General features: G+C 63.6%; 9 protein-coding genes. 3 read left to right on the top strand and 6 right to left on the bottom strand.

Annotated features, from left to right (window positions below):
- Positions 1-278: 278 nt before the first annotated feature.
- On the bottom strand, positions 279-1166 hold the full coding sequence (gene yghX, locus IFT99_RS01115) for a YghX family hydrolase (RefSeq protein WP_192130125.1): 888 nt from the start codon (positions 1164-1166) through the stop codon (positions 279-281).
- A 267-nt stretch (positions 1167-1433) separates the two neighbouring features.
- On the opposite strand from yghX, the gene IFT99_RS01110 reads away from it, so the two are divergent.
- Positions 1434-1865, top strand: coding sequence for a nuclear transport factor 2 family protein (locus IFT99_RS01110; protein ID WP_065988645.1), 432 nt, complete (start codon positions 1434-1436; stop codon positions 1863-1865).
- 87 nt (positions 1866-1952) lie between these two features.
- Here IFT99_RS01110 and IFT99_RS01105 read toward each other — a convergent pair whose 3' ends face one another.
- On the bottom strand, positions 1953-2837 hold the full coding sequence (locus IFT99_RS01105; RefSeq protein ID WP_192130124.1) for a LysR substrate-binding domain-containing protein: 885 nt from the start codon (positions 2835-2837) through the stop codon (positions 1953-1955).
- 117 nt (positions 2838-2954) lie between these two features.
- Between IFT99_RS01105 and argC the strand changes: the two genes are divergently transcribed.
- Complete coding sequence (argC, locus tag IFT99_RS01100) at positions 2955-3878, top strand: N-acetyl-gamma-glutamyl-phosphate reductase (RefSeq protein WP_192130123.1); 924 nt, start codon at positions 2955-2957, stop codon at positions 3876-3878.
- A gap of 22 nt (positions 3879-3900) precedes the next feature.
- Here argC and IFT99_RS01095 read toward each other — a convergent pair whose 3' ends face one another.
- The 4 genes from IFT99_RS01095 to eat form a co-directional block, all read right to left on the bottom strand.
- Positions 3901-5319 carry a CoA transferase gene (locus IFT99_RS01095; protein WP_192130122.1) on the bottom strand — a complete coding sequence of 473 codons (1419 nt, stop codon included), beginning with the start codon at positions 5317-5319 and terminating at the stop codon, positions 3901-3903.
- A 505-nt stretch (positions 5320-5824) separates the two neighbouring features.
- A complete protein-coding gene (eutC, locus tag IFT99_RS01090; RefSeq protein ID WP_192130121.1) occupies positions 5825-6643 on the bottom strand; it encodes an ethanolamine ammonia-lyase subunit EutC in 819 nt (272 codons plus the stop codon).
- A gap of 34 nt (positions 6644-6677) precedes the next feature.
- Complete coding sequence (locus IFT99_RS01085; protein ID WP_192130120.1) at positions 6678-8069, bottom strand: ethanolamine ammonia-lyase subunit EutB; 1392 nt, start codon at positions 8067-8069, stop codon at positions 6678-6680.
- A gap of 27 nt (positions 8070-8096) precedes the next feature.
- Positions 8097-9449 carry an ethanolamine permease gene (eat, locus tag IFT99_RS01080; protein WP_065988650.1) on the bottom strand — a complete coding sequence of 451 codons (1353 nt, stop codon included), beginning with the start codon at positions 9447-9449 and terminating at the stop codon, positions 8097-8099.
- 449 nt (positions 9450-9898) lie between these two features.
- On the opposite strand from eat, the gene qhpR reads away from it, so the two are divergent.
- Positions 9899-10975 (top strand): AraC-like transcriptional regulator QhpR, encoded by a 1077-nt coding sequence (qhpR, locus tag IFT99_RS01075; RefSeq protein WP_192130119.1) that lies wholly within the window; start codon positions 9899-9901, stop codon positions 10973-10975.
- The last annotated feature ends 204 nt before the right edge of the window (positions 10976-11179 follow it).

Genomic DNA, 11179 nt, shown 5'->3' with positions numbered 1-11179 from the left:
GCGGAGTGGGCCGAGCGGCATGGATGCCGCGAGAGCCGCCCCCCGCCATGGATGGCGGATGGCGGCGGGCCCACGGAGCGAGACCGGAGTGAGGGAACTCCGACGCAGGAGGAGCCTAACCAGGAGCAAGCACCCTTGGTTACTTGGGGTGCTTTTCCAAGTAACTCGCCGAAGGCGAAACCGGAGGCCGTTAGGCCGACCATTGCAGCCGCACCGCGTATCCCGGGGACAGATTAATTTACGATCAAGCGCTGTAAATAAATCAGTCCCCTTCACCGTCAGGTCAGGTATTTCCTGAACCAATCCACCGTCCGGTTCCACGCCAATGTTGCCGCAGCGTCGTCATAACGCGGTGTCGAATCGTTATGAAACCCGTGGTTGGCGCCTTTATAAATATGCGCCTCATACGTCTTCCCCGCCGCCTTCAACGCCGCCTCATACGCCGGCCAACCATCAGTGATCGGCTTGTCCAGCTCCGCGTAATGCAACAACAGCGGCGCCTTGATCCGGCTGACATCTTCGGCCTTGGGCTGGCGGCCATAAAACGGCACCGCCGCCGCCAGCTCCGGGTAAGCCACGGCAGCAGCATTTGAAACACCGCCGCCGTAACAAAACCCGGTAATCCCGACTTTCCCGGTGGACGCGTGATGGGCCATCAGCCATTCGATGCCGGCAAAAAAGTCATTCATCAGCTTCTCGGGATCAACCTTCTGCTGGAGCTCGCGGCCCTTGTCGTCATTGCCCGGATAGCCCCCGACCGATGACAAACCGTCAGGCGCCAAGGCGATAAAACCGGCTTTGGCCACCCGCCGGGCGACGTCCTCGATGTAAGGATTCAGGCCGCGATTCTCATGCACCACCAGCACCGACGCGACCTTGCCGTCGGCTTTTGCCGGCCGCACCAGATACCCGCGCACCTGGCCGTGACCTTTGGGCGACGGGTAGGAAATGTATTCAGCAATGATGTCAGGATCGGTGAATTCGACCTGCTCGGCGAGCGCGTAATTGGGGCTCAGCGACGCCAGAATGGTCGTCGCCGCAAGCCCGCCCACAGCGAACACGGCCGCGCGATCGAGAAACTCCCGGCGGTTGATCTTGCCGTGAACGTAATAGTCGTAGAGCTCAAGCAATTCCGGGGCGAAGTCTTTGGCGGTGAGACGGGTCATCTGTGCGCATCCTCATCGATTGTTCAACGGGCACAGGCCTAGAACCGAGCGCCTGAACGTGCCGCAGCGAGCCCTCAGTAAAGCAGTATTTCGCCAGCCTGTATCACGCCGCGACGTGACGGCACCCCACTTTCAAACGCTCCCTTTCCAACAGGCTCGATGTGGGCTAGCCTGAGCGGCGCAGTTGTACGACGACGTACAAAGCCACCCTTCTTCAGAAATGGCCGCTGCATGCCGCTTCCATCAACAATAAAAAAGGATGCACTCATGACCCGACTCAAACTGACCCTCGGCTTCTTGTGCCTGTTTTCAGGCTTCGTGGCCGCCGCCCCTTCTGCCGATGAACAAGCCGTCGCCAAGGCCGTCGACAACATGACCCAGGCGATGCTGCACAAAGACATTGCCACCCTGGGCGCGCTGACTTCGGACAACGTCACCTATGGACACTCCAGCGGCAAGGTGCAGAACAAGGATGAATTCATTGCCGACATCGAAACCGGTCGCAGCGGCTTCAACACCCTGGAAATGAAAAACCAGACAATCAACATGAACGGCGACACTGCCCTGGTGCGCAATCACTTTTCCGCCGAAGCCGTGAACAGTGGCAAGGTCGTGCCGACCGAGATCGAAAACTTTCAGGTCTGGCAGAAACAGAAAGGCCAGTGGCTGCTGATCGGGCGCCAGGCGTTCAAATTCTGATGGCGTGACTTCAACGTCTGGGCCGACCGGGCGCCTGAGAGGGTCAGGCGCCGGTCGGCTACATGTCTGTTTTTACCGCCCGTTGAGCTACAACGCTTCCAACTCCTGCAACACCGCCAGCACATTGCGGGTCGAGCGCTCGACGCTTCCCGCACGATGCGCAATACCCAACTCCCGCCACAACGCCGGCTGCAACGGACGCATGACAATGCGGATTTCCGGCGGCGGCGTGGACGCCTCATGGGGCAGCAACGTCGCGCCATAGCCCGCCCCCACCAGACTCTTGATCGCATCGTTGTAATTAAGCTGAATACGCGGCGTCGGCTGCGGCCCCTCGCCCGCAAACCACTCCGCCACCTGACGGGACAGCCGCGTGGTGGCGTCGTTGAGAACCAGCGGCTGACCGGCAAGCCAGCTCGGCGTGATGACCGGCGGGCAATCCCAGCGCGCCGGCAGAAACGCCATCACCGGGTCGCGCCGCCACGACTGTATCGACAGGCCCTTGACCGGCGCCTGGGGCAACGCAATCACGCCAATGTCCAGGCTGCCGTCCGCGAGTTTTTGCAGGGTCTGCTGCGACGTCAGCACCGCGACCTGCACGTCGATGCCGGGGTGCAACTGCTCCAGGGTTTCCAGCGCCTGGGGCAGCAATTGCGCGATAACGCCGGTGGAGGCCCCCAGTCGAACCCGCCCGGCCAGCCCTTTGACCTGACGCTCGACGTCTTCCAGCGCCTGTTCGGCGTCGGCCAATAGACGCCGCGCGCGCTCGATCAGCGTATCGCCGATGGCCGAAGGCTGAACCCGCCCACGGGTGCGCGAGAGCAACACGCCGCCCACCCGTTGCTCAAGATCGGCAATGTGCAGACTGACCGTCGGCGGCGCGAGATTCAGCACCCGCGCCGCTTCGGCAAACGAACCGTGGTCGGCGATGGCCACCAGGGTGCGCAAACGATCCAGACTGATTTCCCGCACTGGCCCATCCTTCCTTCAGAAAAGATGAAGTGTACCGTCATCAAATTCAACTTTCGCTATCAAAGATAGGGCTTGAAGATGTCAGTCATTGACGACCTTCAGCGGAATTTCAAACTCATGTCCACCCCCATTGTGTTCATCGACGGCGACCAAGGCACCACCGGCCTGCAGATTCACCAGCGCCTGCAAGGCCGCACCGACCTGCACGTGGTCACCCTTCCAGCCGAGCATCGCAAGAATCCGGAAAGCCGCGCCGCCGCGATCAACGCGTGCGACATTGCTGTGCTGTGCCTGCCCGACGACGCCGCCCGGGATGCGGCGGCGAGCGTTACGAATCCGGAGGTGCGGGTCATCGACGCCAGCTCTGCGCACCGCACCCACCCCGACTGGGTCTACGGTTTCGCGCAGATGAGTGACGCGCAGAAACAACGCATCGCCACCGCCCGCCGCGTCAGCAATCCGGGCTGCTACCCCACCGGGGCGATCGGTCTGTTGCGTCCGTTGCTGGAGGCGGGTCTGCTGCCGCGCGACTACCCGATCAGCATCCATGCGGTGTCAGGGTATTCGGGCAAAGGCCGCGCCGGGGTCGATGAATTCGAAGGGCCGGACGCTGCCCAGGCGATCCCGTTTCAGATTTACGGCCTGAGCCTGGCGCACAAGCACGTCCCGGAAATCCAGCAATACAGCGGCTTGAGCGAGCGGCCGGTGTTCATTCCGGCCTATGGCGCGTTTCGTCAGGGCATCGTGCTGACCATCGCGCTGCAAACGCGCTTGCTGCCCCACGCCGTGACCGGCAAGACGCTGCATGCTGCGCTGGCTGACCATTATCAGGGCAGCGGGTGTGTGGAAGTGATGCCGATGGAACAATCAGGCGCGCTGAGCGGGATCGACCCGCGCCAGCTCAACGGCACGGATAACCTGCGGCTGATGGTGTTCGAGAACGAGGGCCACGTTTTGCTCGCCGCCGTGTTCGACAACCTCGGCAAAGGCGCGGCCGGGGCGGCAGTGCAGAATCTGGATTTGATGATTGCGGGTGGCTGACTGACGTTCGACCCTTCGCGCGTTACAGCCATCTCGCGTCGACGCTGCCCAGCTCGCCCGCCGGTAAATCCCAGTGCATCGGCGTGCCTTCAATCACTCCAGCGGGTTTCAGGCGCAGCGCCGGGCCCCACGCGGTGTGCTCAATGTCAGGGGAATAATCCCTCGGATTCAGCGGGTGCAGGGCTGCAGGCGGCGCGTCGGCGGGCGTGAACGACAGCAACGACAACGCCGTTCGCGCCAGGGATGCCCGAACTTGAACGCCGTCGCCGGTGATCAGTCGCTGAGTCAACCCGCGCACCGCTGCCGCCGCCATCAAATACCCCGTGGCGTGATCCAGTGCCTGCACCGGCAGCGGCACGGGCCGGTCACCTCCCGCGGCGACCATGCCGGCGTCGGCGATGCCGCAACTCATCTGCACCAGGCTGTCGAAACCCCGTCGCTCCCGCCATGGGCCGGTCCAGCCGTAGGCGTTCAGCGAGACATCCACCAGACCGGGATTGAGCGCCCGACGGCGTTCGGCACCGAGGCCCAGCCGCGCGAGTGCATCGGCGCGGTAGCCGTGAACCATCACGTCCGCTTCGCTGATCAAGCCCTCCAGCACTGCGCGGTCGGCAGGGTCGCGCAGGTCCAGCCGCGCGCAGCGTTTGCCCAGCACCACTTCGGGCACTGTGCCAGGCTCGTCCCAGCCAGGGGGATCGATGCGCAAGACCTCAGCGCCGACACCGGCGAGAAACCGCGTTGCCACCGGGCCCGCCAGAATGCGCGTGAGGTCGAGCACGCGGATGCCGCGCAAGGGGCGTTCGCGTGGGGCGATACATTCAGGTCGCGCAGGTTTGGACTGATGCGGCCCACCCGGTCCCACTGGCGCTTCGGTGCGATGCAGCAAGGGTTCGGCAGCGACAGCACGGCCCTGGGGATGTTCGCGCCAGGCAAGCGCACTGCCCATGGCGGCGGCACAACCCTGGTTGCCCACTACCGCGCTTTCCAGCTCACTGGCCTTCCAGCGCAGCACCGCCTGACTCACCGCATCGCGCTCGGGGGCGGTGTTCAGCACGGCAAGCGCGGCCTGACGATGGTGCGGCGCGTTGGTGTGCAACCGAATCCAGCCATCCGCCGCGCGGTAATCCCCCGCCACCGCGTCCCACTGCGCCGGCAGCGACCAGCCTTGGGGCTGCAGAGACGTGGCGAACCAGAATGAGGCCAGGCGCCGGTCGACCGTGATCGCGGGCGCGGTGCCGTGGGCCTGATCGATCAGTTCGCCCACCGCCAGATGGGCGGCAGCGATGGCGGCGGTGGCGAAATCGGTGACCGGAAATGCCGAGACCAGCGCGCCTTCGCCGCTGATCTGAAGATGATCGAGATAGCGAGGCTCGCCACCGAGGGCCAGCCAGAATTCACGCAGGAAATGCGAGCAGGCAGTGTCGGAATGGGCAGTGGGCATAAGGCGGCGCTCTCGGAAGTGGTGAGAGCAGCCTAGCAAATGAATGTGGGAAGGGGCGTGAAGCTGGTGTATCTGCCACTGGAGATGCAGCGAATGCACTGGCCTCTTCCCGGCTGAAGCCGGTCCTACTAAAAGCACCGCGTGCATCCAGTCAAACTGGCTGTGACCTAAAGTAGGACCGGCTTTAGCCGGGAAAGCGGTGTCTCTGCCGGTGGAGATTCAGCGGATGCACTGGCGCCTTCCCGGCTAAAGCCGGTCCTACTGACACCGCGCGTGCATTTCGTAGGACCGGCTTTAGCCGGGAAAGCGGTGTCTCTGCCGGTGCAGATTCAGCGGATGCACTGGCGCCTTCCCGGCTGAAGCCGGTCCCACTGACACCGCGCGCGCATGTTCGTAGGACCGGCTTTAGCCGGGAAAGCGGTGTCTCTGCCGGTGCAGATGCAGCGAATGTGATGGCCTCTTNCAACCTATCGAGGTGTCCGGAATTAGTTGACCACTACAACATTCACCCACCCAACAAAAAATTCCCCGGCCGGCTGCCCTCGCCCGTTTCCAAAACCGGCACTTGCGCGTCGTCCTTCAGGCTCACGCCGGACAATTGCCGGCGCCAGGCTTCGCGCATCAGGTACAGCAACTTGTGCGCCGCCATCGCGTAACTCATCCCCTCAAGGCGCACATTGGAAATGCAGTTGCGCGCAGCGTCGTTCAGGCCCACGCGCGGTGCGTAGGTGAAGTACAGACCGAGGCTGTCCGGTGAGCTGAGGCCTGGCCGTTCGCCGATCAGGATCACCACCATGCGCGCCTTGAGCAGTGCGCCGATTTCATCGGCAACGGCGACCCGGCCCTGTTCCACCAGCACCACCGGCGCCAGGCTCCAGCCTTCCGCTGCCGCCATTTCATCGATGCGCTCCAGCATCGCCGGGCTGTGACGTTGCACCGCCAGCGCAGACAAGCCGTCTGCGACCACCAGCGCCAAATCAAATCCCTCAGCATGCGCAGCCGCGTAATCCTTAAGTTGCTCAGCCGACGCCTCGGACAAGCGCCGCCCCAGATCAGGCCGTTGCAGGTACGTATGGCGGTCGGAGGCCGAGCTTTGCACGGTCAGCGTTTCCCGGGACCGACCCGCCAATTGCTCAGCCAGCGCCCCGTGATCGAACGCCAGATGCACGGCATCGCGGGCCTGGGCGTGGGCGAACTGGAAATCCAGCTGCGCCGCCGTAGGCAGACTGGTGCCCGCGTGCCCGAGGGCGATCCGCGCCGAGGTCAGCGAGCGCAACTGCTGCCAGGCATCGGCGTGTGCGGGTGATTTCTTGTCATCGCTCATGGCTCATGCCCTTGTCTGAACTGCTGATCAGCGACTAATTAAGTTGCGCCAGCGCCTTGCGAAACAGCGGCGGCACGCCCTGCCCCAGCCGCACGCCGCCGTCATCCTGGCGCAGGATGTCCATGCGCGTCAGCCATTCCTCGAACTCCGGGGCCGGGCGCAGACCGATAGTCTTACGTGCATACAAAGCGTCGTGAAACGAGGTGGTCTGGTAGTTGAGCATCACGTCGTCGGACCCCGGAATGCCCATGATGAAATTGATCCCCGCGACGCCGAGCAAGGTCAGCAGCACGTCCATGTCATCCTGATCGGCTTCGGCGTGGTTGGTGTAGCAGATGTCGCACCCCATGGGCACGCCGAGCAGCTTGCCGCAGAAATGATCTTCAAGCCCGGCGCGAATGATCTGCTTGCCGTTGTAGAGGTATTCCGGGCCGATGAAGCCGACCACGGTGTTGACCAGAAACGGATTGAAATGCCGCGCGACGGCGTAGGCGCGGGCCTCGCAGGTTTGTTGATCGACGCCGTGGTGGGCGTTGGCCGACAAGGCGCTGCCCTGCCCGGTTTCGAAATACATCAGGTTGTCGCCCAGAGGTCCGCGCTTGAGGCTCAGCCCGGCTTCGTAACCTTCGCGAAGGATTTCCAGGCTGATGCCAAACCCGCTGTTGGCCGCTTCGGTGCCGGCGATGGACTGGAACACCAGGTCCAGCGGCACGCCCTTCTCAATGGCCGCGACCGAGGACGTGACGTGGGTCAGCACGCAGGACTGGGTGGGAATCTCGTAATGACGAATGACGCCGTCGAGCATTTTCAGCAGTTCGCTGATGGCGCTGACGCTGTCGGTGGCCGGGTTGATGCCGATCATGGCGTCGCCGTTGCCGTACAGCAGACCGTCGAGCACGCTGGCGGCGATGCCGGCCGGGTCATCGGTGGGGTGATTGGGTTGCAGCCGGGTGGACATGCGCCCGCGCAGGCCGACGGTGTTGCGAAAGCGGGTGACGACACGAATCTTCTGTGACACCAGCACCAGATCCTGCACGCGCATGATCTTCGACACCGCTGCTGCCATCTCCGGGGTCAACCCCGGCGCCAGGGCCTTGAGGTTGGCTTCGGTGGCGTCGTCCCCCAGCAGCCAGTCGCGAAAGCCGCCGACTGTGAGGTGGCTGACCGGGGCGAAGGCCGCGCGGTCATGGCTGTCGACGATCAAGCGGGTGACTTCATCCTCTTCGTAGGGAATCAGCGCTTCGGTGAGGAACCGCTTGAGCGGCACGTCGGCCAGGGCCATTTGCGCCGCCGCGCGTTCGGCATCACTGCTGGCGGCCACTTCGGCCAGGAAGTCGCCGGAGCGCGCGGGGCTGGCCTTGGCCATGAGTTCCCGCAGGCTGTCGAAGCGCCAGACCATGCCACCGATGCTGTGGGAAAAGCTCATGCACACCTCTTCATTCGAACCGCGTGATTAACCGGTGACCGCGACCGACGCACTGCGCCCGCGGACCATTTTGCAGAACAGCGCGCCCACGGCCATCAGGCAGATGAATATGGCGCAGATCAGCAGGTTGAACCAGACCATGGCGACGAGGCACACCACCGCCAGTACCAGGGCGATGCCCGGCACGATCGGATAACCCGGCGCGCGGAAGCTGCGCTCGAGGTTCGGTTCGCTGCGGCGCAGCTTGAACAGGCTGAGCATGCTGATGATGTACATCACGATAGCGCCAAACACCGACATGGTGATCATCGCCGCGGTCAGTGTCATGCCCTGCAGGTTGATCACACCGTCACTGAGGATCGCGATGATGCCGATCACGCCACCCGCGAGGATGGCGCGGTGTGGGGTCTGGAAGCGCGACAGTTTTGCCAGGCTCGGCGGCAAAAAGCCCGCTCGTGCCAGGGCGAAGAACTGCCGCGAGTAACCGAGGATGATGCCGTGGAAACTCGCCACCAGACCGAACAGGCCGATCCACACCAGCATGTGCATCCAGTTGGAGTTACCGCCGACTACCGCTTTCATCGCCTGTGGCAGCGGGTCATTGATGTTGGCCAGCGTACGCCAGTCGCCGACGCCGCCGGCGAAGATCATCACGCCGATCGCCAGCACCACCAGGGTCAGAATACCCGCCACGTAGGCACGCGGAATGGTGCGTTTGGGGTCTTTGGCTTCTTCAGCCGCCATGGCCGCGCCTTCGATGGCCAGGAAGAACCAGATGGCAAACGGGATCGCCGCGAACATGCCGCTGATGGCCGGCAGGCTGAAGGTGTCGGAACCGGCCCAGCCGCCCAGGACAAAATTACTGAAGCTGAAGCCCGGCGCGACAACGCCCATGAACACCAGCAGTTCGGCCACCGCCAGGATGGTGACCACCAGCTCGAAGGTCGCGGCGATGCTCACGCCCAGGATGTTCAGGGTCATGAACACGAAATACGCGCCGATGGCCGCCACCCTTGGGTCCAGGGACGGGTACTGCACGTTGAGGTAGGCGCCAATGGCCATGGCGATGGCCGGCGGGGCGAAGACGAATTCGATCAGTGTCGCCAGCCCGGCGATCATCCCGCCGGTGACGCCGAAGGCACGCAGGCTGTAGGCAAACGGGCCGCCCGCATTGGGAATCGCAGTGGTCAGCTCGGTGAAACTGAAGATGAAACAGGTGTACATCACCGCGACCATCAGCGTGGTCACCAGAAAGCCCAGCGTCCCGGCAGTGCCCCAGCCGTAGCTCCAGCCGAAGTATTCGCCGGAAATCACCAGGCCAACGGCCAGCCCCCACAAATGCAGGGTTCCCAAGGTGGGTTTGAGTTGTGAAGCAGTCATGAGCGTGTACCCCGGTAGCCAGGCGACGGTATTTGTCTGACGTCGAGCATAGTCACAGCTGACGGGCGAAGGCTTGACCGTACGGCGCGCGGTTTGTCGTCTGCGGTCAAGTTTTGGGGGTATCTGCCGGGGGTGCGCCACGCTGGCGCGTAAAAACGGCCCGGTGCTTTATTGGGGGTCACGATTGCAGGTCAGTGTAGGGCTGCATTTCCGGGTCGGCGTGGCACCGTACTTCCCAAAACCCTGGTTGCCGGATGAGTCGCCGGGTAGCACCGCGCCTCTTGTGGGAGCGCGCTTGCTCGCGAAGCCGTCCGCCCAGCCGAGATGCGATCAAGCCTCCACAGCTGAATGGCAGGCCGGCGCGTGGGTGTCGGAAGGCGTGCTGAAGCCATGAAGGTATGACATTTGCTTGCACACTTTGCCTACACACCGTCAGAGCCTTCACCCCCATGTTCCAGACACTCGTCCCCGCCGCCGCATCGAACACGCCAGCCGCCAGCAATCGCGGCGTGCTGTCGGCTGCGGCCAACGGGCTCGATGGCTTCATCGTGCAGCACGGCGGTGATCTGGACCGGGTGTTCGGCCGCTCCGGCATCGACCCCGAGCAACTGCTGCACCCGACCCTGAGCCTGCCGCTGACCAACTACTGCAAAGTGCTGGAAGAAGCCGCCAACCAGACCGGCTGCGACAATTTCGGCCTGCGTTACGGCCAGCAATTCCGCCCACAGGCGCTGGGTCTGCTGGGCTACATCGGCCTGTGCTCGGCGACGCTGGAAGACGCGCTGATCAACTTTTCCGCCGCCTTCCCCTTCCATCAACACAGCACCCTGATCGAACTGGTCGATCAAGGCGAGTGCTACCGTTTCGACTATCTGGTGCGCCACGGCGCGATCGCCGAACGCCGCCAGGACGCCGAACTGACCATGGGCATGGCGCTGAACCTGGTGCGCCACGTGCTCGGCCCGGACTGGGCACCTCGGCAGGTCGCCTTCGAACACGCCAAACCCCAAGGCTGGCACGAACACCGCGACGTCTTCCGCGCGGACGTGTGTTTCGGGCAGCGCTGCAATTCACTGCTGATTCCCAAGGGCGATGTCGTGGGCAAGGCCATGCCCGGCAGCGACCCAGTCTTGCTGATGCTGATCAAGGACGCGATCCGTCAACTGGGCGATACCGGCAGTGGCACAAGCAACGGCCACGAGGCCACGCTCCTCGACCGCGCCCGCCAGACCCTCCTAGCCACCCTGCACTTGGGCGAGCCGGCGCTGGACGAGATCGCCCTCACCCTCGGCCTGTCCGAATGGACCCTGCAGCGCAAACTGCGCGAACACGGTTTCAGCTTCACGCAACTGGTCGACCAGATCCGTCAGGAGCTGGCACTGAACCACCTGAAACAGCAGAACCTGAGCATCACCCAACTCGCCTCGCTGCTCGGCTACTCGGAAACCAGCGCGTTCTCTCGGGCGTTCAAACGATGGTTCGGGGTGAGTCCGAAGCAGTGGCGGGGGGGTGATTGCCGGGTTTGAAACGCCGACGGCCGGCTTTCCTTGTTTTTCCAGACAGCACCGGTCATGTGGGAGTGACCGGGGTGGCGCTCCACCTTGCTCATGAAAGGGCCCAAACATTCAGCCACTTTCTCTGGTGACTGACAGGAAGCCTTCGCGAGCAAGCTCGGCTCCCACAGGTAAATCAGTTCCAGCGGGCAGCGCGGCGTCTGGATCAGAAGCGCG

Source organism: Pseudomonas sp. CFBP 8772, from assembly GCF_014841665.1.
In the GTDB taxonomy this organism is placed as follows: Bacteria; Pseudomonadota; Gammaproteobacteria; order Pseudomonadales; family Pseudomonadaceae; genus Aquipseudomonas; species Aquipseudomonas graminis_B.
This window is presented reverse-complemented; position numbering and strand designations above follow the sequence as displayed.

Coding starts and splice junctions, on each gene's coding strand:
- IFT99_RS01110 (WP_065988645.1), top strand. CDS start 1,434: ATGACCCGACTCAAACTGACCCTCGGCTTCTTGTGCCTGTTTTCAGGC.
- eat (WP_065988650.1), bottom strand. CDS start 9,449: ATGACTGCTTCACAACTCAAACCCACCTTGGGAACCCTGCATTTGTGG.
- qhpR (WP_192130119.1), top strand. CDS start 9,899: ATGTTCCAGACACTCGTCCCCGCCGCCGCATCGAACACGCCAGCCGCC.
- IFT99_RS01085 (WP_192130120.1), bottom strand. CDS start 8,069: ATGAGCTTTTCCCACAGCATCGGTGGCATGGTCTGGCGCTTCGACAGC.
- eutC (WP_192130121.1), bottom strand. CDS start 6,643: ATGAGCGATGACAAGAAATCACCCGCACACGCCGATGCCTGGCAGCAG.
- IFT99_RS01095 (WP_192130122.1), bottom strand. CDS start 5,319: ATGCCCACTGCCCATTCCGACACTGCCTGCTCGCATTTCCTGCGTGAA.
- yghX (WP_192130125.1), bottom strand. CDS start 1,166: ATGACCCGTCTCACCGCCAAAGACTTCGCCCCGGAATTGCTTGAGCTC.
- argC (WP_192130123.1), top strand. CDS start 2,955: ATGTCCACCCCCATTGTGTTCATCGACGGCGACCAAGGCACCACCGGC.